Origin of the sequence: Erwinia sp. PsM31, from assembly GCF_030433775.1 — a bacterium.
In the GTDB taxonomy this organism is placed as follows: domain Bacteria; phylum Pseudomonadota; class Gammaproteobacteria; order Enterobacterales; family Enterobacteriaceae; genus Erwinia; species Erwinia aeris.
This window is the reverse complement of record NZ_JARUWZ010000011.1, coordinates 1-18941: the sequence shown is the minus strand read 5'-3', so window position 1 is coordinate 18941 and position 18941 is coordinate 1. Positions and strand designations below refer to the sequence as shown.

The window sequence follows — 18941 nt, the reverse complement described above, 5'->3', positions numbered from 1 at the left end:
ACGGGCCATCATTCCGGGATGAACAGCATGACCACACTGAAAAAAATCTGTAGCGGCGCCGTTCTGCTGCTGCTGGCCGGGTCAGCCCAGGCGACAGAGCTGCTGAACAGCTCTTATGATGTCTCACGCGAACTGTTTGCGGCCCTGAACACGCCTTTTGAACAGCGTTGGGCGCAGCAAAACGGCGGCGACAAGCTGACGATCAGGCAGTCACACGCCGGGTCGTCCAAACAGGCGCTGGCCATTTTGCAGGGCCTGAAAGCCGATGTCGTAACCTATAACCAGTTGACCGACGTGCAGATCCTGCACGATCGCGGCAACCTCATTCCGGCGGACTGGCAGCAGCGTTTGCCCAACAACAGCTCGCCTTTCTATTCCACCATGGCTTTTCTGGTGCGCAAGGGCAATCCAAAGCAGATCCATGACTGGCGCGACCTGGTCAAAAGCGACGTAAAGCTGATATTTCCTAATCCAAAAACCTCCGGCAATGGTCGTTATACCTGGCTGGCGGCGTGGGGCGCGGCGGATAAAGCGGACGGACACGACAAAGCAAAAACCGAACGGTTTATGGCGCAGTTCCTTAAAAACGTCGAGGTTTTTGATACCGGCGGGCGCGGCGCGACCACCACTTTCGTCGAGCGCGGGCTTGGCGACGTGCTGATCACTTTTGAGTCGGAAGTGAACACTATCCGTAATCAGTACCCGCAGCAGGATTTTGAGGTGATTGTCCCGCACAGCAACGTGCTGGCGGAGTTCCCGGTCACATGGATCGATAAAAACGTGGCGGCCAACCATACGGAAAAAGCGGCCAAAGCGTACCTGAACTATCTCTACACGCCTGCGGCGCAGAAAATCATCACTCAATATTATTACCGCGTAAATAATCCTGAGCTGATGGCGCAGCAGCGGCAGCGCTTTCCGGCCGTCGATTTGTTCCGCGTGGAACAGGTATTCGGCAGCTGGGAGCAGGTCATGAAAACGCAGTTCGCCAGCGGTGGCGAACTGGATAAGTTGTTAGCAGCGGGACGTGAGTAATGTTTGCCACTAAAAGTAAGCGCGTGCTGCCCGGCTTTGGACTGAGCCTGGGCAGTAGTCTGTTTTTTACCTGTCTGATCCTGCTGTTGCCGATCAGCGCGCTGCTGATGCAGCTGTCTGAGATGACGCTGGCACAGTACTGGGATGTGGTAACCAATCCCCAGATGATTGCCGCCTATAAGGTGACGCTGCTGTCGGCGGGCGTCGCCTCGGTGTTTAACGCCTTTTTCGGCATGCTGATGGCCTGGATCCTGACGCGCTACCGTTTTCCGGGGCGCGCGCTGCTGGATGGCTTAATGGATCTGCCTTTTGCGCTGCCGACGGCGGTAGCGGGCCTGACGCTGGCCGGGCTTTTTTCCGTGAACGGCTGGTACGGGCAGTGGCTGGCGCAGTTCGATATTAAAGTTTCCTACACCTGGCTGGGGATCGCCGTGGCGATGGCCTTTACCAGCATTCCTTTCGTGGTGCGCACGGTGCAGCCGGTGCTGGAAGAGCTTGGCCCGGAATATGAAGAGGCGGCGGAAACCCTCGGCGCCACACCGTTTCAGAGCTTCCGCCGCGTGGTGCTGCCGGAAGTTGGCCCGGCGCTGCTGGCCGGCACGGCGCTCTCTTTTACCCGCAGCCTGGGCGAGTTCGGCGCGGTGATCTTTATTGCCGGTAATATCGCCTGGAAAACCGAGGTGACCTCGCTGATGATTTTCGTGCGTCTGCAGGAGTTCGACTATCCGGCAGCCAGCGCCATCGCTTCAGTGATCCTGGCCGCCTCGCTGCTGCTGCTGTTTGCGATTAACACTCTACAAAGCCGCTTTGGCCGTCGTCTTGGAGGTCAATAATGGCTGACGTTACCGAACTGAATCACGTTGGACGCGAGCGTCCGCGCTGGGGCAAATGGCTGCTGATCGCCACGGGCATGATCGTCTCGCTCGGCCTGCTGGTGGTGCCGCTTATCGCTATTTTCGCCAGCGCCTTTTCCGACGGCGTGACGGCGATGTTCAGCAACCTGAAAGATGGCGACATGCTGCACGCCATCTGGCTGACCGTGCTGATGGCGCTGATCACCGTGCCGGTTAACCTGGTGTTCGGCACGCTGCTGGCCTGGCTGGTGACGCGCTTCACCTTTCCCGGCCGCCAGCTGCTGCTGACGCTGTTTGATATTCCTTTTGCCGTGTCGCCGGTGGTGGCGGGGCTGATGTATCTGCTGTTCTGGGGCGTAAACGGCCCGGCGGGCGGCTGGCTGGACGAGCACAGCATTCAGCTGATGTTCTCCTGGCCGGGTATGGCGATGGTCACTATCTTCGTGACCTGTCCGTTTGTGGTGCGCGAACTGGTGCCGGTGATGCTGAGCCAGGGCAGCAGCGAAGATGAAGCCGCGGTGCTGCTTGGCGCCTCCGGCTGGAAGATGTTCTGGCGCGTTACGCTGCCAAATATCCGCTGGGCGCTGCTGTACGGCCTGGTATTAACTAACGCGCGCGCGATTGGCGAGTTTGGCGCGGTTTCGGTGGTTTCGGGATCGATTCGCGGCGAAACCTACACGCTGCCGCTACAGGTAGAATTGCTGCATCAGGACTACAACAGCGTGGGCGCTTTTACCGCCGCCGCGCTGCTGACCCTGATGGCGATAGTCACGCTGTTTCTGAAAAGCGCGCTGCAATGGCGTTTAGAACGCCGCGCGCAACGGGAGGGGGAACAATGAGCATTGAAATCAGTAACATCAACAAATCCTTTGGCCGGACTAAAGTGCTGAACGATATTTCGCTGGATATCCCTTCTGGTCAGATGGTGGCGCTGCTGGGCCCGTCCGGCTCCGGGAAAACCACGCTGCTGCGTATTATCGCCGGTCTGGAGAGCCAGAACAGCGGCCGTCTGAGCTTTCACGGCAACGATGTGACGCGGCTGCACGCCCGCGACCGTCGCGTCGGCTTTGTATTCCAGCACTATGCGCTGTTTCGCCATATGACGGTGTTCGACAATATCGCTTTTGGACTGACCGTGCTGCCGCGCCGCGAGCGTCCTTCTGCGGCGGCCATTAAAGAAAAAGTCACGCGCCTGCTGGAGATGGTGCAGCTGGGACATCTGGCCGGGCGTTTCCCGGCACAGCTTTCCGGCGGTCAGAAACAGCGGGTGGCGCTGGCGCGTGCGCTGGCGGTCGATCCGCAAATTCTGCTGCTTGATGAACCCTTTGGCGCGCTGGATGCGCAGGTGCGTAAAGAGCTGCGCCGCTGGCTGCGACAGCTGCACGAAGAGCTGAAGTTCACCAGCGTGTTTGTTACCCACGATCAGGAAGAGGCGATGGAAGTCGCCGATCGCGTGGTGGTGATGAGCCAGGGCAATATCGAGCAGGCTGGCGCGCCGGATGAAGTATGGCGCGATCCGGCCACCCGTTTCGTGCTGGAATTCCTGGGCGAAGTGAACCGCTTTGATGCTGAGGTGCACGGTTCGCAGTTCCATGTCGGCGCGCATCGCTGGCCACTGGGCTATGCGCCAGCGCACCAGGGTGCGGTCGAACTGTTCCTGCGCCCGTGGGAAATCGACGTCAGCCGCCAGAGCAGCCTGGAAACGCCGCTGCCGGTGCAGGTGCTGGAAGTCAGCCCGCGCGGCCACTACTGGCAGCTGGTGGCACAGCCCACGGGCTGGGGTGAGCAGCATGAACCGATCACCGTAGTGATGGAAGGCGAGCAAACCGCGCCGATCCGCGGCGAGCGTCTTTTTGTCGGCCTGCAACAGGCGCGCCTTTATAAAGGCGATACGCCGCTGCGGCAGGTTGCCTTTGCGCAGAGCGCCTGATATTTTCTACCGCCATCCGGGTCAGGTTATGCCTGACCTTTTTTGCCGGTAAGGCCTTCTTCAGGAACCATCACTTGACCACGCTCGAACACACCATCGGCAACACGCCATTGATCAAGCTTCAGCGGCTGACGCCAGACAACGGCAGCGAAATCTGGCTGAAGCTTGAGGGCAATAACCCCGGCGGCTCGGTCAAAGATCGCGCCGCGCTGTCGATGATCCAGCAGGCGGAGCGGCGTGGCGAAATCCGGCCCGGCGATATGCTGATCGAAGCGACCAGCGGCAATACGGGCATCGCGCTGGCGATGATCGCCGCGATGAAAGGCTACCGTATCAAGCTGCTGATGCCCGATAACATGAGCATGGAGCGTCAGGCGGCGATGCGGGCCTACGGCGCGGAGCTGCTGCTGGTAAGCCGCGAGCTGGGCATGGAGGGCGCGCGCGATTTGGCCCGCGATATGGAAGCGCGCGGAGAGGGCAAAGTGCTCGATCAGTTTAACAATCCTGATAACCCGCTGGGCCACTACGTTACCACCGGCCCGGAAATCTGGCAGCAAAGCGCAGGAAGGCTGACGCACTTTGTTTCCAGTATGGGCACTACCGGCACCATCACCGGCGTGGGACACTATCTGAAAGAGCAGAGCGGAACGGTAGCTATCGTGGGGTTACAGCCCGCCGAAGGCAACAGCATTCCCGGCATTCGCCGCTGGCCGCAGGCCTATCTTCCCGCCATCTATCGACCGGAGCTGATCGACCGTATCCTGGATATGACCCAGCAGGAGGCGGAGGAAACCATGCGCCTGCTGGCGCGTCGTGAAGGCATTTTCTGCGGCGTCAGTTCCGGCGGGGCGGTGGCCGGCGCGCTGCGTATTGCGCAAGAGCAGCCCGGCAGCGTTATTGTCGCCATCGTCTGCGATCGTGGCGACAGGTACCTCTCTACCGGCGTGCATTCGTCACCAGACTGATCCCTCTATCGGCGTGCATTCCCAGACCGATCTCTCTACCTACCGGCGTGCATACGCCAGCCCGATCTCCCTCCTGGCAGGCCCACGCTTTCGGGCCGCTCAATTTGTGCTCATGCCGTTACACTGTAAGGATTGGGTAAAACCTGCTGCTATTGTTTGAGCAACAGGTGAAAATAGCGCCTGGCCTGGAGAGAGATAACGCATGAAAATTTTACTGGTTGATGACGATCTGGAGCTGGGCACCATGCTCAGCCAGTATCTGATTGCCGAAGGATTTGACGCCACGCTGGTACTGAGCGGCAAAGCGGGGATTGAAGGGGCGATGTCGGGCGGCTATAGCGCAATGATCCTGGACATCATGCTGCCGGATATGAGCGGCATTGATGTGCTGCGTCAGGTGCGGCAGAGTAGCCGCCTGCCGGTCATCATGCTGACGGCGAAGGGTGACAATATCGATCGCGTCATCGGCCTGGAAATGGGTGCCGATGACTATATGCCTAAACCTTGCTATCCGCGCGAGCTGGTCGCCAGGCTGCGCGCCGTGCTGCGCCGCGTTGAAGAACAGCCGGTGGTGGTGGAAAGCCGTGAAGTGGTCAGCTGGGGCGAGCTGACGCTAAACCCGGCCACGCGCATCAGCGAATGGCAGAAGCAGCCGTTCGATCTCACCGCTTCGGAATTTAATCTGCTGGATCTGCTGCTGCGCTCGCCCGATCGCGTGGTTTCTAAAGATGAGCTGTCGGAAAAGGGGCTGGGTCGTCCTCGCGAAGCCTACGATCGCAGCGTGGACGTGCATATCAGCAATATCCGCCAGAAGCTTTCCGCTTTAACCTGTGACGCCATCACCATCGAAACCGTTCGCAGCATCGGCTATCGCATCCGATGACGGCGGGCTTTCGTGGGCTGCTCTTCTGGAAGATCCTGCTGGGTTTCTGGCTGACGTTTCTGATTATGAGCCAGCTGCTGTGGCTGAGCTTTTCCCTGTATGGCCGGCACCACGAACCGCCGGAAAACCTGGCGGCCCGGCGCATCGTTAATTTGCAGATGACCTCGGCCGTCTCGGTATTGCAGCGCGGCGGCATGGATGCGCTCAACGATATGATGGCGGACTGGTCCGCCAACGATCGCCGCTTCTTCTCGGTACAGGTGATGAAAAAGCCGCCGCAGGAGCTACCGCACGGCGACCTTAACCGCGATTTGCGGCCCGGCGAGTTCCCGAAAGAAGTGATCGAATGGGTGACCGGTGCCGATGGTCAGCAGTATCAGCTGCGCTACGACGTGCAGGGGCTGCGCGAAGACAGCCATATGGCCGGTGGCCACCGCAGCTTTCTGAATATTCCTGAACCCATGCTGTTTATGGCTGGCGGCGGCGGGCTGCTGTTCAGCCTGTTTCTGGCGTGGAACCTGACCCGACCTATGCGTCAGCTGCGAGAAGGTTTCGATCGCGTCTCCAAAGGCGATCTCTCCGTGCGGCTGTTTCCCAAAATGCGTCGGCGGCATGACGAGCTGTCGGTGGTGGCGCAGGATTTTGACGCCATGGTTGAACGCCTTTCCGTGCTGGTTAAGGCGCGCGAGGAGCTGCTGCACGATGTTTCTCACGAGCTGCGCTCGCCGCTGGCGCGTCTTCAGCTGGCGACCGGGCTGGCGCGGCAAACGCCGGAGTCGGTAGGGCAATCGCTCGACAGGATCGACGAAGAGGCGCGGCGGCTGGATAAGATGATCGGCGAGCTGCTGACGCTGTCGCGCGCCGAGCATCAAAGCCTGCCGGACGAGCAGTATTTCGATCTGCTTGGGCTGCTGGAGGCGGTCGCCAACGATGCGCGCTACGAGGCTCAGGGTTCCGGCGTGGAAATCATGCTGAATGCGGACCAGAACGGCGACTACACGGTTAAAGGCGACGCCAAGCTGATCCGTTCCGCAGTGGAAAACGTGGTGCGTAACGCGCTGCGTTTTTCCGGGCAGGGGCAGCAGGTCAGGATCTCGCTACAGCAGGACAGCGGCTGGCTCACCATCGGCGTCAGCGACCAGGGCCCCGGCGTGGATGCGGACAAGCTTTCCAGCATTTTCGATCCCTTTGTGCGCGTGAATTCGCCGCTATCCGGCAAAGGCTACGGCCTGGGGCTATCAATTGTGCGTAAGGTGATCCTGGCGCATCAGGGCGAGGTCAGCGCGGTGAACGGTAAAAACGGCGGGCTGGAACTGACGCTGAAGCTACCGCACTGGGTGGCTTAGCTTAACGAGGGTGCTATCATTGTCCGACACCTTTTATTCGCATTTATGAGGTAAAGGATGAATAAAGCGTCGTCCAGTAAGCAACAGGAAGTGCAGCGGATTGTGGATGCCATCTCCAACGCCATTGCGCAGCATCGGCTTAAGCCGGGCACACGGTTAATCGAAGCCCAGATTGTCGAGGTGCTGGTGGCCAACCGCAATCACGTGCAGAGCGCGCTACAGCGTCTGGCGATGCAGCATATCGTCACCATTGAACCGCATCGCGGCGCGATGGTCGCCAAACCGGAAGCGCGCGAAGCCCGGGAAGTCTTTACCGCCCGGCGAGCGGTAGAGAACGCCATTATAGCCGGTATCACCACGCAGCAGATGCAGCGCTATCAGACTGAGCTGATCGCGCAGCGACAGGCGGAGAAAGAGGCAATTGCCAGCAATAACCGCCTGGAAATTGTACGGCAGCTGTCGCAGTTCCATCTTTTGCTGGCGGAAATCAGCGATAACCGCGTGCTCAGCGAAATTCTTACCAATCTTACCGTACGCAGCTCGCTGATTGTCGCGCTCTACCAGCGCAATGAGGATCCGGCCAGCCACTGCGAACAGCACAGCTCGATAGTCGCTGCGCTGCAGGCGGGTGACAACCACCGCGCACAGCAGTTGATGCATCATCATATGCATGAACTTGAGCTACAGCTGTCGCTGGATGAGATAGAAGAAGTGCCCAGCCTGCGCGATGCGTTAGCCTGAAAAAAAAGGCCGCCTGATTGCTCAGGCGACCTTTCAGACAGGCACGGCTTACTTTTTGATGCGGATCACCGGTGTTTCGCCCACGGTAACGCTACCCGTCAACTTAACCAGCTCTTTGATCTCGTCCATATTAGAGATCACCACCGGCGTCAGCGTAGATTTCGCTTTTTCTTCCAGCAAAGGCAGATCGAATTCGATGATCACGTCACCTTTCTTCACTTTCTGGCCTTCTTCAGCGATACGCTTAAACCCTTCACCCTTCAGTTCAACGGTATCAATCCCGAAGTGAACGAACAGCTCAATGCCGCTGTCCGATTCAATGGAAAATGCATGATTGGTTTCGAAGATTTTACCGATGGTGCCGTCAACAGGCGCCACCATTTTGTTGCCGGCAGGTTTGATTGCGATACCGTCGCCAACAATTTTCTCCGCAAATACCACGTCCGGCACGTCTTCAATGTTTACGATTTCGCCGGACAGCGGTGCCACGATCTCAATGGCACCAGATGCGGTATCTGACTTATCGCCAAAAAGTTTTGAAAACAAACCCATGATCTTCTCCTAAGCAGTAATATTTGGCCAGCGCTTCTGGATCTCAGCAGAGTGTTTTTTCTTCAATGAACTTGTTGACCAGGTTCATCAACTCTTCCGCTGTCGGTTGAGCCAGAGCCTGTTCTGCTAACGCCTTAGCATCTTCAAAATTCGTATTACGAATAATTTTTTTGATGCGCGGGATAGAAATGGCACTCATGCTGAATTCGTCCAGCCCCATTCCCAGTAACAGTAGTGTAGCACGTTCATCGCCTGCCAGCTCACCACACATCCCTGTCCATTTCCCTTCAGCATGAGATGCGTCAATAACTTGCTTGATCAGCGTCAGCACGGAAGGGGTCATTGGGTTGTACAAATGCGAAATCAGATCGTTACCGCGATCGACCGCCAGCGTGTACTGCGTCAGGTCGTTGGTGCCGATACTGAAGAAATCGACTTCTTTAGCCAGATGATGCGCGATTGCGGCTGAAGCTGGCGTTTCCACCATAATGCCGACCTCAATCTGCTCGTCAAAGGCTTTGCCTTCTTCACGCAGCTGCGCCTTCAGCGTTTCCAGCTCGGCCTTCAGCGTGCGCACTTCCTCAACGGAAATGATCATCGGGAACATAATGCGCAGCTTGCCGAAAGCGGAAGCGCGCAGGATGGCGCGCAGCTGGGCGTGCAGGATTTCCGGGCGATCCATCGCAATACGGATGGCGCGCCAGCCGAGGAACGGGTTGTCTTCTTTTGGCAGGTTCATATAGGGCAGATCTTTATCGCCGCCGATGTCCATCGTGCGTACGATAACGGCCTGCGAACCCATCGCTTCCGCCACGGCTTTGTAGGCCTGGAACTGCTCTTCTTCGCTCGGCAGCGAGTCGCGATCCATAAACAGGAATTCGGTACGGTAGAGGCCCACGCCTTCCGCGCCGTTACGCTCCGCGCCAGCTACATCGCGCACGGTGCCGATGTTGGCGCAGACTTCAACCTGATGACCGTCAAGCGTTACCGCAGGCAGATCTTTCAGCTTGGCCAGATCGTTCTTTTCCGTCACGTACTGAGTGTGGATAGCTTTCAGTTCGTCGATCTGCTCCGGCGTTGGATTAACGTAAACCTGGTTGTTCACGCCGTCCAGAATCAGATAATCGCCATTCTTCACCTGGCTGGTTACGTCGCCCGTGCCGACGATGGCCGGCAGCTCCAGCGAGCGCGCCATGATGGAGGTGTGGGAAGTACGGCCGCCCAGGTCGGTAATAAACCCAAGCACTTTGTTCAGGTTCAGCTGCGCGGTTTCAGACGGCGTCAGATCTTTGGCAACCAGCAGCACTTCTTCGGCAATGGCGCTGAGATCGACGATATGCAGGCCGAGAATGTTTTGCAGCAGACGTTTACCGATGTCGCGCACGTCGGCGGCGCGCTCTTTCAGGTACTCGTCGTCCAGTTCTTCCAGCGCTTTCGCCTGGCCTTCAATCACGGAGTGGGCGGCCGAGTCGGCTGAGGCCAGCTCGTCTTTAATCAGGGCTATGATTTCCTGCTCAAGCTCTTCATCTTCCAGCAGCATGATGTGGCCTTCAAAGATGGCCTCTTTCTCTTCGCCGAAGGTCTCCCCGGCTTTGGTTTTGATCGCCTCAAGCTGCGCGGCAGCCTTGCTGCGACCATCGAGAAAACGCTGAACTTCCTGCTCAACCTGGTCGGTAGTAATTTTTTTCCGGTTGATGACTATTTCATCTTCTTTCAGCAGAAGCGCTTTGCCAAAAGCGATACCCGGTGATGCTAAAATGCCTGAAATCATAACCCTACCTTTTTAATTACTGATAATCGCGAGCGAGAAACTGCGGCGAACCCGGCACCGGCGAGAAACCCGGCGGCCACCCGCATCTGACAGGCGCTCCACTGTATTAAAACAACAACGCGGACATGCTGTCCGCGATCAATTATGTTGCAATAAAGTGCCTGTCGCGTAGAAAAAGCTGACGCTTATTCGAGTTCGGCCATCAGTTTGACCAGGTGCTCAACGGCTTTCTGCTCGTCTTCGCCTTCGGCGGAAAGCGTCACGACGGTGCCCTGAGTCAGGCCCAGCGTCTGCAGTTTAAACAGGCTTTTGGCGCTGGCGGATTTGCCGTTAGAGGTCACGGTGATTTCAGAAACGAAAGCCTTGGCTTCTTTAACAAACTGAGCGGCAGGGCGAGTGTGTAGACCGTTAGGCGCGGTAATGGTGACTTCTTGCTGGAACATGTTGTTTCCCCAACTTAATTTATTTGGCGTTATTCCAAAGCTTAGCCTGGCGGCGCCGCTTTGGCCTGAATGTCTCGCGCAGGTCCGTGTTTAACAACGTGCCAGAAATGCGCCGAAATATGACAGATAGCGCGCGGATAACATGGCACACCGGCTGCGCTTTCTTCCTCTTCATTATGCCGTGCTTTCTGCTTTCGCGCCAAACCGGTAAATCGATTCAGCTACAGGCAATTCACGCAGCGATTAATTTTGAGGTTCGAAATAATTGGTTGCTTAGATACCAGACACCCGCAGGTAAAAGCAATGTGGAAAGTGGCAAAAGTTTGACGTGCTCCACAAAAAAGCACCCTGGCGGGTGCTTTTTCAGACAGTTTCAGGCAACCGCAATCGCTACTGTAATTCTTTCTCGGTAAAGAGATCGGCAAACAGCGCCGTACTTAAGTAGCGCTCGCCGGAAGAGGGCAGGATCACCACGATAGTTTTATTGGCAAAAGCTTCATCTTCCTGCAGCTTGAGGGCAGCGGCAACCGCAGCGCCAGAGGAGATCCCGGCCAGAATGCCTTCTTCTTCCATCAGACGGCGCGCCGTAGAGATAGACTCTTCGTTGGTGATAGCCACCACACGATCGACCAGATCCAAATCCAGGTTGCCAGGGATAAAGCCGGCACCGATACCCTGAATTTTATGCGGGCCAGGCTTGATCTCTTCACCAGCCAGCGCCTGGGCGATGACCGGCGAATCCGACGGCTCTACCGCGACGGCGATCAGATCCTTTTTGCCTTTGGTATTTTTGATATAGCGGCTGACGCCGGTCAGCGTGCCGCCCGTGCCCACGCCGGCGATAAAGACGTCGACTTCGCCGTCAGTATCTTCCCAGATTTCCGGGCCGGTGGTTTTTTCATGAATTTCCGGGTTAGCCGGGTTGCTGAACTGCTGTAGCAGCACAAATTTGTCCGGATCGCCGGCGACGATTTCTTCCGCTTTGGCAATCGCGCCCTTCATGCCCTTAGCGCCTTCCGTCAGGATCAGATTCGCACCCAGCGCCTTCAGCAGCTTGCGGCGCTCCACGCTCATGGTTTCCGGCATGGTCAGCGTCAGCTTGTAGCCGCGCGCGGCGGCCACGTAGGCCAGCGCGATGCCGGTGTTGCCGCTGGTTGGCTCAACCAGTTCGACGCCAGGTTTCAGAATGCCTCTTTTCTCGGCGTCCCAGATCATGTTGGCGCCGATGCGGCATTTCACGCTGAAGCTCGGGTTACGGGATTCGACTTTAGCCAGAATGCGTCCGTTACCAATCCGGTTCAGGCGAACCAGAGGCGTATGGCCGATTGTTAACGAATTGTCTTCATAGATCTTACTCATAACCCGTCCTTAACTGTATGAAAAATGGGAACTGCATCAAGCATACCCGGTTCAATTTTTCAAGGAAGTAAAGAAATAGTATATATATATGTTCTGCGGCAATAAGGGTGAAGCAAAAAGCATAAGCCTTATTTTACCTGCCCCAGCGCGCCGCGATAGCGATCGACCCACATGGCGGTCGCGCCGCAAACGGCTACCGGCATAATCGCCAGATTCAGTATCGGCACCATGGTAAATAAACTCACCAGCGCGCCGAACTGCATCACATCCGTTTTATGCCGTTTTAGCGATGTACGCATCTGCCGAAAACTGACCTTATGGTTATCAAACGGATAATCGCAGTACTGAATCGAGAGCATCCAGGCGCTGAATAAAAACCAGAGAACAGGCGCGACCGTTTGCCCAAATCCGGGGATAAAATAGAGCAGTAGCAGAACGAGCGCGCGCGGCAGATACCATGCCAGCTTTTGCCATTCGCGCTTCATAATGCGCGGAATATCCTTCACCATGCCCGCCCAGCCGCTGTCCGGCATCGGTTTTCCGGTGAGTTTAGCCTCCAGCTGTTCGGCTAACAGCCCGCAAAAGGGCGCGGCTATCCAGTTGGCGACGGTCGAAAAGAAATAGCTGAATACCAGCAGCACAAAAATAACCGTCAGCGGCCACAGCAGATAGTTGAGCCAGTGCAGCCAGTCGGGCACATGAGACATTAAAGCGGGAAGCCACTGCTCCAGCCTGAAGAACAGCCAGATAAACGCGCCACCCATCAATAAAAAATTAAGCGCCAAAGGCACAATAACAAAGCGGCGAATGCCGGGCAGTCGGATCAGCTGCCAGCCTTGGGCAAAATAGTGGATCCCATTGCCGGAAGCGCCGGTACGGTGAAGAGCCATGTCTGCTTTCCTTAAGTTAACAAGCCGTGCGCGGCTATCATAACTCAGCCGTTTGCGCTGAGCAGAAGAGATTTGCGCGAAAAAACAGCAAATAACCGTGTCGTTTCACGCTTATTTGTCAGAAAATACTGCACGGACTTGCACTTGTGCAGCGGGGCAAATACAGTTAGGGGATAAAGTTTGCCGCGGTGGCAAGGTATTGGAACAACAGAGAATACAATGATGCAGGATTTGCGTCTGATATTAATCGTTGTTGGCGCGATCGCTATAATAGCGCTTCTGCTTCACGGCTTCTGGACCAGCCGTAAAGAGCGCTCATCCGTTTTTCGCGATCGTCCTCACAAACGTTTAAAACAGGATAGAGAAGAGGCTTTTGACGACGTCGATGATGACGCGGGCAGTGCTCGCGGCAAAAGCCCGCGTCCGCGTAAAGCAGAAGAAGATGAGCCGGTAGTCGGCAGCTTTGACGAGCAGGCGCCGCCGCGCCCGGTAAAACCGCGCGCTCAGCCAGAACCTGTTCGCCATCAGCATCCGGTTGATGAGTCTCCCGAGCTGGATCCGCTCTTCGGCGGCGATTTGCCGCAGGAAGCCGATGACGAACCTTCCGTTCCGGTAAGCCGCAGGCAGCCGGAAGCGCCGCAGCCGGTTCAGTCTGCTCCGGCACGGCCTCAGCCGGTTCAGTCTGCTCCGGCACGGCCTCAGCCGGTTGAGTCTGCTCCGGTACAGCCGCAGCCGTCCCCGTCTGTTCAGCCTGCTCCGGCACGGCCGCAGCCGGTACAGTCTGAACCGACCTTCGTCGAGCCGGAACCGGAACCCGCGCCGCAGCCTGAGCGCCCGGTCGCACCGCAGGAAAAACCTAAAGAAACGGTACTGGTGCTGCACGTTAGCGCCCATGCCGGCGGCGTACTGAACGGCGAGGCGCTCCTGCAGGGCGTGCTGCAGGCCGGTTTCCAGTTTGGCGAAATGAACATTTTCCATCGTCATCTCAGCCCGGCGGGCAGCGGCCCGGTGCTGTTTAGCCTGGCGAATATGGTCAAGCCCGGCTCGTTTAATCCTGATGAAATGTCAGATTTTTCTACGCCCGGCGTCTCTATCTTTATGATGGTGCCTTCCTATGGCGATGCGAATCAGAACTTTAAGCTGATGTTGCAGTCCGCCCAGCGCATCGCTGACGACGTTGGCGGCGTGGTGCTGGATGACGAGCGCCGGATGATGACGCCGCAAAAGCTGGAAACCTATAAAAACCGCATTCGTGACGTTATTGAGGCGAACGCCTGAGTTACCGGCACGCCTTCCTCTCTGTACACAAGACCCCCGCCAGCCGGGGGTTTTTTATCGCTATGGTGCCGCTATGGAATCCGTACAAGACAAAATCATCGCTCTGCAAACCACGCTTCGCCATTACGAATACCAGTATCACGTCCTTGATGAACCGGTAGTGCCGGACGCCGAATACGATCGCCTGATGGGCGAATTGCGCAAGCTGGAAGCGGCGCATCCCGATCTGGTGACGCCCGATTCGCCGACCCAGCGCGTAGGCGCCGCGCCGCTGAGCGCGTTTGAGCAGGTGCGTCATGAAATCCCGATGCTGTCGCTGGACAATGCTTTTGATGATGAAAGTTACCTTGCCTTTAACAAACGCGTGCAGGACAGGCTAAAAAGCGTTGATGAAATCACTTTCTGCTGTGAGCTAAAGCTGGACGGCCTGGCCGTCAGCCTGCTGTATGAGAACGGGCTGCTGGTGCGGGCGGCAACGCGCGGCGACGGCACCACCGGCGAGAACATCACCTCTAACGTGCGCACCATCCGCGCTATACCGCTGCGGCTGCACGGTGACAATATCCCGGCACGCGTTGAAGTACGCGGTGAGGTTTTTATGCCGCAGGCAGGTTTCGAGGCGCTGAACGAAGAAGCGCGGCGTACCGGCAGCAAAGTTTTCGCCAACCCGCGTAATGCTGCGGCCGGGTCGCTGCGCCAGCTCGACCCGCGTATTACCGCTAAGCGTCCGCTAACGTTTTTCTGCTACGGGCTGGGGCTGTTGGAAGGCGGTGAAATGCCGCGCAGCCACCTGGGCCGCCTGCAACAGTTTAAGGCCTGGGGGCTGCCGGTCAGCGACCGTGTGCGCCTCTGCCACACGCCGGAAGAGGTGCTGGCTTTCTATCGCAAGGTGGAAGAGGATCGCGCCACGCTGGGCTTCGATATTGACGGCGTGGTGATAAAAGTGGACTCGCTGGATCTCCAGGAGCAGCTGGGCTTCGTGGCGCGCGCGCCGCGCTGGGCGATAGCGTTTAAATTCCCGGCCCAGGAGCAGATGACGCACGTGCGCGACGTTGAATTCCAGGTTGGCCGGACGGGCGCGATTACCCCGGTTGCCAGGCTGGAGCCTGTGCAGGTGGCGGGCGTGATGGTCAGTAACGCCACGCTGCACAATGCTGATGAGATAGATCGTCTGGGCTTGCGTATCGGCGATCGGGTGGTGATCCGCCGCGCGGGTGACGTTATCCCGCAGGTAGTCGGCGTGATCGAGGCCGATCGTCCGGCAGATGCCAGAGCGGTAGAGTTTCCTACGCACTGCCCGGTTTGCGGCTCGGACGTGGAGCGTGTAGAAGGCGAAGTGGTGGCGCGCTGTACCGGCGGCCTGATTTGCGGCGCGCAGCGCAAAGGCGCGTTAAAACATTTCGTTTCCCGCCGTGCGATGGACGTGGACGGCATGGGCGATAAAATCATCGACCAGCTGGTGGAAAAAGAGTACGTCAAAACGCCTGCCGACCTGTATAAGCTGACCGCGGGCAAGCTCACCGGCCTGGATCGCATGGGGCCGAAGTCTGCACAGAACGTGGTGGACGCGCTGGAAAAATCGAAGCAAACCACGCTGGCCCGTTTCCTTTATGCGCTGGGTATTACGGAGGTGGGCGAGGCGACGGCAGCCAACCTCGCCGCGCATTTTGGCTCGCTGGAAAGCATCATCAGCGCCGATCTGGACGCGTTGATCGGCGTGCAGGATGTCGGTAAGGTAGTGGCTGCCCATGTGCGAAATTTCATGGACGAGGAGAGCAACCGCGAGGTTATCCGCCAGCTGGTGGAAGAGGCCGGTATTCACTGGCCAGCGGTTGCGGTAGTCAAAGCGGAGGAGATCGACAGTCCTTTCGCCGGCAAAACCGTGGTGCTGACCGGGTCGCTGACGCAGCTTTCGCGCGATGAGGCCAAAGATCGCCTGGCCGCACTGGGCGCTAAAGTCAGCGGCAGCGTCTCGAAAAAAACCGATCTGGTGATTGCCGGGGAAGCAGCAGGCTCCAAGCTGACCAGGGCGCAGGAGCTGGGAATTAAGGTGATCGACGAAGCGGAGATGATTCGACTGCTGGGTGAATAAATGGAAAAAGAGCACCTGATTGAGATTGCCAATACCGAAATGCCCTTTGGAAAATATAAAGGGCGTTTCCTGATCGATTTGCCGGAGCCTTATCTGCTGTGGTTTGCGCGTAAGGACGAGTTTCCGGCAGGTCATCTGGGCGAGTTAATGCGTCTTACGCTGGCAATAAAGATTGAAGGCCTGGAAGGCCTGCTTAAACCACTTAAAAAAAGCTGAAATAACGGGGGAAGTCGCTTCCCCCGCTGCGGCTATTTCTGCGATTCCACCACCGTTTTAGCTTTCGATACCTGCTTTTCCACCTGTTTTTCTCCTGCCTTTTTATAGCGTTGCGCCAGCATAGAGCAGACCATCAGCTGCACCTGATGGAAAATCATCAGCGGCAGCACGATGATGCCGACCGCAGCAGAAGGAAACAGGATATTTGCCATCGGCACACCGTTCGCCAGGCTCTTTTTCGATCCGCAAAACAGAATGGTAATTTCATCCGCCCGGTTAAAGCCAAACAGACGCGCGGCCAGCAGATTAATGGCCAGCGCCACAAACAGAATGCCGAGGCTGCCGATCAGGATATAGAGCAGGGTCATCGCGCCGACGCGGTGCCAGATGCCGTTTACCACCGCTTCGCTAAAGGCGGAATAGACTACCAGCAGAATAGAAGCCTGATCCGTTTTACCAATCAGCCCGCGATGTTTTTCGACCCACTCTGCAATCCAGCGACGCGAGATATGCCCCAGAATAAAAGGCACCAGCAGCTGCAGCATAATGCTGCCTATCTGCGTCAGGCTACCGTTGGCGGCATCGTTATGCACGTTCATCACCAGCCCGACCAGCAGCGGAGAGATAAACACGCCCAGCAGGCTGGAAGCCGACGCGCTGCACACCGCAGCCGCCACGTTGCCGCCAGCCAGCGAAGTAAGCGCAATTGCCGACTGCACGGTCGCGGGCAAAATACAAAGGTAGAGGAAGCCGGTATAGATTTCTGCGCTGACCGGCAGCGGATGCCACCAGACAAACAGCAGGCCGAGCAAAGGAAACAGCACGAAGGTGCTGATCATTACCCATAAATGCAACCGCCAGTGGCCGCCGCCGGCAATGATTTTTTCGCGCGACAGCTTGGCGCCGTGCATAAAAAACAGCAGGGCGATAGCGGCCGTGGTCAGCCACTCAAAGAAAGTCACAAAGTGGCCGCGCGCGGGCAGGAACGTTGCCAGCAGTACGGTAATAATCAGTTTAACCATCATGGGATCGAGCCGGAGAAACCGCATTGTTAATGCCTCGTTAATAAATCAATGTCGCTATTGTGCGTCAGCAGGGTTTAGAAATAAAATTGATTTATTGAATTCATATATGAGTTAAATCGATGAATTATACGCTCAGGCAGCTGCGGGTGTTTGTCGCCGTCGCGCAGCAGAGGAGCTTCAGCCAGGCGGGCCAGATGATAGGGCTGAGCCAGTCGGCCGTCAGCCACAGCGTCAAAGAGCTGGAAAGCGAGATGGGTATCCGTCTGCTGGACCGTACAACGCGTGAAGTGATGCTGACCGAAGCTGGCGTCCAGCTGGCCAGCCGCCTGGAGCGCCTGTTGGAAGAGCTGAATACCACGCTGCTGGACGTGCGCAGCTACGGTCAGCAGCGCAGCGGCACGGTCAGGATCGCCGCCAGCCAGACCATCTCCGCGCATCTGATGCCGCAGTGCCTGGCCGCCAGCCAGCTGCATTTTCCTGAAATTAAAATCATGCTTCGCGACAGGCCACAGCAGTGGGTACTGCAAAGCATCCGCAACGCGGAAGTGGATTTCGGGATCGTGATAGGGCCGCTCCAGGTAGACGATCTGGAGGGCGAAGCGATTCTGGAAGAACCCTTTCTGCTGCTCTGTCGTCAGGACGATCCGCTCGCTGCAGAGAAAGAAATTAGCTGGCAAATGCTGAACCGACGGCTGTTGGTGCTACAGGACTATTCATCAGGTAGTCGGGTATTAATCGACGAGGCGCTGCGCCAGCAACAGGTAAAAGTGGAAATCGTGCAGGAGATAGGGCATCCGGCGACGCTTTACCCGATGGTGGAAGCGGGAATAGGCATCAGCATTTTGCCGGCGCTTGCGCTGCCGCTGCCGCAGGGGAGGCCGCTGCTGGTAAGAAGAATAACGCCGGAAATCAATCGCTCGATTATGCTGGTCAGACGCAAGAACCGCTCGCTGTCGCCCGCGGCGGAAGCTATCTGGCAGGAAGTGCGCCAGCAGGCTGCCCTGCTGACGCAGCAACGCGCGCTTGCGCCAGCGTTTTAGATATAAACGTTGAGCGAATTAGCTGCGGTTGGCCGGTTTACGCCGTCGGCTACTTTGCTGTAGGCCGAGGCCGGATCCTGCTGTGCTTCCTTTTTATCCTGCGCTTTCTGCGCCTGCTGCTGCTCCAGCTGAGTAATTTGTGCCTGTAGCAGCTGGATCTGACTATTGATAACCTGTTCCTGCTCCGTTTTCTGCTCATTGGTGAGGGTGGTATCCGTCGCCAGCGATTTTAGCTGGTTTTGCAGGTTGACTACCTGCTTGTTCAACGCAGCAATTTTGGACGTCGAGCCGGCCGATGAACTGCCGGAACCGATCGAAGTGTTGGTACTGGTTGTAATTGTTGTCATCGCTATCTCCTTTGTATTTAACCACTACGGTTATCGGTAAGCACCACGGGAGACTTGACTACAAAAAGCGTAAAAGAAGTGATAAGAATTCGAAAGGGGGGCTAAGACCCGAATTACGCACGGCAAAAAGGCGCCTTTAGGGCGCCTTTCTACATTGGTGGGTCGTGCAGGATG

The 18941-nt window shown here is 57.2% G+C and carries 19 protein-coding genes; 12 read left to right on the top strand and 7 right to left on the bottom strand.

From position 1 onward, the window contains the following. Nucleotides 1-18 precede the first annotated feature (18 nt). The 8 genes from QCD69_RS10740 to QCD69_RS10705 all read left to right on the top strand — a co-directional run bounded on the left by QCD69_RS10740 (nucleotide 19) and on the right by QCD69_RS10705 (nucleotide 7754). A complete protein-coding gene (locus tag QCD69_RS10740; protein ID WP_301251992.1) occupies nucleotides 19-1035 on the top strand; it encodes a sulfate ABC transporter substrate-binding protein in 1017 nt (338 codons plus the stop codon). Continuing rightward, a complete protein-coding gene (gene cysT, locus QCD69_RS10735; protein WP_253459455.1) occupies nucleotides 1035-1868 on the top strand; it encodes a sulfate/thiosulfate ABC transporter permease CysT in 834 nt (277 codons plus the stop codon). Before QCD69_RS10740 ends, cysT begins: the two co-directional genes overlap by 1 nt. Continuing rightward, nucleotides 1868-2728, top strand: coding sequence for a sulfate/thiosulfate ABC transporter permease CysW (cysW, locus tag QCD69_RS10730; protein ID WP_253459457.1), 861 nt, complete (start codon nucleotides 1868-1870; stop codon nucleotides 2726-2728). Before cysT ends, cysW begins: the two co-directional genes overlap by 1 nt. Next, a complete protein-coding gene (gene cysA, locus QCD69_RS10725; protein ID WP_253459460.1) occupies nucleotides 2725-3819 on the top strand; it encodes a sulfate/thiosulfate ABC transporter ATP-binding protein CysA in 1095 nt (364 codons plus the stop codon). Before cysW ends, cysA begins: the two co-directional genes overlap by 4 nt. A 74-nt stretch (nucleotides 3820-3893) precedes the next feature. Beyond that, the gene (cysM, locus tag QCD69_RS10720; RefSeq protein ID WP_301251991.1) at nucleotides 3894-4784 is read left to right on the top strand and encodes a cysteine synthase CysM; all 891 of its coding nucleotides are present in this window, start codon (nucleotides 3894-3896) and stop codon (nucleotides 4782-4784) included. A 202-nt stretch (nucleotides 4785-4986) separates the two neighbouring features. Continuing rightward, entirely contained in the window at nucleotides 4987-5667 is a 681-nt protein-coding gene (locus QCD69_RS10715; protein ID WP_253459466.1) for a response regulator transcription factor, read from the top strand. Further along, nucleotides 5664-7013, top strand: coding sequence for an ATP-binding protein (locus QCD69_RS10710; protein ID WP_301251990.1), 1350 nt, complete (start codon nucleotides 5664-5666; stop codon nucleotides 7011-7013). The genes QCD69_RS10715 and QCD69_RS10710 overlap by 4 nt, the downstream gene beginning before the upstream one ends. Nucleotides 7014-7070: 57 nt before the next feature. Beyond that, entirely contained in the window at nucleotides 7071-7754 is a 684-nt protein-coding gene (locus QCD69_RS10705; protein ID WP_253459474.1) for a GntR family transcriptional regulator, read from the top strand. 48 nt (nucleotides 7755-7802) lie between these two features. Here QCD69_RS10705 and crr read toward each other — a convergent pair whose 3' ends face one another. The 5 genes from crr to cysZ all read right to left on the bottom strand — a co-directional run bounded on the left by crr (nucleotide 7803) and on the right by cysZ (nucleotide 12769). Then, nucleotides 7803-8306 carry a PTS glucose transporter subunit IIA gene (gene crr / locus QCD69_RS10700; RefSeq protein WP_125289601.1) on the bottom strand — a complete coding sequence of 168 codons (504 nt, stop codon included), beginning with the start codon at nucleotides 8304-8306 and terminating at the stop codon, nucleotides 7803-7805. Nucleotides 8307-8349: 43 nt separating this feature from the next. Continuing rightward, nucleotides 8350-10077 carry a phosphoenolpyruvate-protein phosphotransferase PtsI gene (gene ptsI / locus QCD69_RS10695; RefSeq protein WP_253459478.1) on the bottom strand — a complete coding sequence of 576 codons (1728 nt, stop codon included), beginning with the start codon at nucleotides 10075-10077 and terminating at the stop codon, nucleotides 8350-8352. 185 nt (nucleotides 10078-10262) lie between these two features. Next, nucleotides 10263-10520 carry a phosphocarrier protein Hpr gene (gene ptsH, locus QCD69_RS10690; RefSeq protein WP_125289603.1) on the bottom strand — a complete coding sequence of 86 codons (258 nt, stop codon included), beginning with the start codon at nucleotides 10518-10520 and terminating at the stop codon, nucleotides 10263-10265. 390 nt (nucleotides 10521-10910) lie between these two features. Next, a complete protein-coding gene (gene cysK, locus QCD69_RS10685; protein ID WP_301251988.1) occupies nucleotides 10911-11879 on the bottom strand; it encodes a cysteine synthase A in 969 nt (322 codons plus the stop codon). 128 nt (nucleotides 11880-12007) lie between these two features. Continuing rightward, nucleotides 12008-12769, bottom strand: coding sequence for a sulfate transporter CysZ (gene cysZ / locus QCD69_RS10680; protein WP_253459484.1), 762 nt, complete (start codon nucleotides 12767-12769; stop codon nucleotides 12008-12010). A gap of 219 nt (nucleotides 12770-12988) precedes the next feature. Between cysZ and zipA the strand changes: the two genes are divergently transcribed. The 3 genes from zipA (at nucleotide 12989) to QCD69_RS10665 (ending at nucleotide 16355) form a co-directional block, all read left to right on the top strand. Beyond that, on the top strand, nucleotides 12989-14047 hold the full coding sequence (gene zipA / locus QCD69_RS10675; RefSeq protein ID WP_301251986.1) for a cell division protein ZipA: 1059 nt from the start codon (nucleotides 12989-12991) through the stop codon (nucleotides 14045-14047). A 73-nt stretch (nucleotides 14048-14120) separates the two neighbouring features. After that, on the top strand, nucleotides 14121-16139 hold the full coding sequence (ligA, locus tag QCD69_RS10670; RefSeq protein WP_301251984.1) for an NAD-dependent DNA ligase LigA: 2019 nt from the start codon (nucleotides 14121-14123) through the stop codon (nucleotides 16137-16139). Beyond that, nucleotides 16140-16355 carry a DUF3820 family protein gene (locus tag QCD69_RS10665; RefSeq protein WP_125289609.1) on the top strand — a complete coding sequence of 72 codons (216 nt, stop codon included), beginning with the start codon at nucleotides 16140-16142 and terminating at the stop codon, nucleotides 16353-16355. A 32-nt stretch (nucleotides 16356-16387) separates the two neighbouring features. On the opposite strand, the gene QCD69_RS10660 is transcribed toward QCD69_RS10665, so the two are convergent. Next, nucleotides 16388-17404, bottom strand: a complete 1017-nt coding sequence (locus QCD69_RS10660) for a bile acid:sodium symporter family protein (protein ID WP_253459494.1) — start codon at nucleotides 17402-17404, stop codon at nucleotides 16388-16390. Nucleotides 17405-17499: 95 nt separating this feature from the next. On the opposite strand from QCD69_RS10660, the gene QCD69_RS10655 reads away from it, so the two are divergent. Next, on the top strand, nucleotides 17500-18420 hold the full coding sequence (locus QCD69_RS10655) for a LysR family transcriptional regulator (RefSeq protein ID WP_301251982.1): 921 nt from the start codon (nucleotides 17500-17502) through the stop codon (nucleotides 18418-18420). Here the strand turns inward: QCD69_RS10655 and QCD69_RS10650 are convergent. Continuing rightward, nucleotides 18417-18767 (bottom strand): FlxA-like family protein, encoded by a 351-nt coding sequence (locus QCD69_RS10650; protein WP_253459500.1) that lies wholly within the window; start codon nucleotides 18765-18767, stop codon nucleotides 18417-18419. The two genes, QCD69_RS10655 and QCD69_RS10650, sit on opposite strands and share 4 nt — an antisense overlap. Nucleotides 18768-18941: the final 174 nt, after the last annotated feature.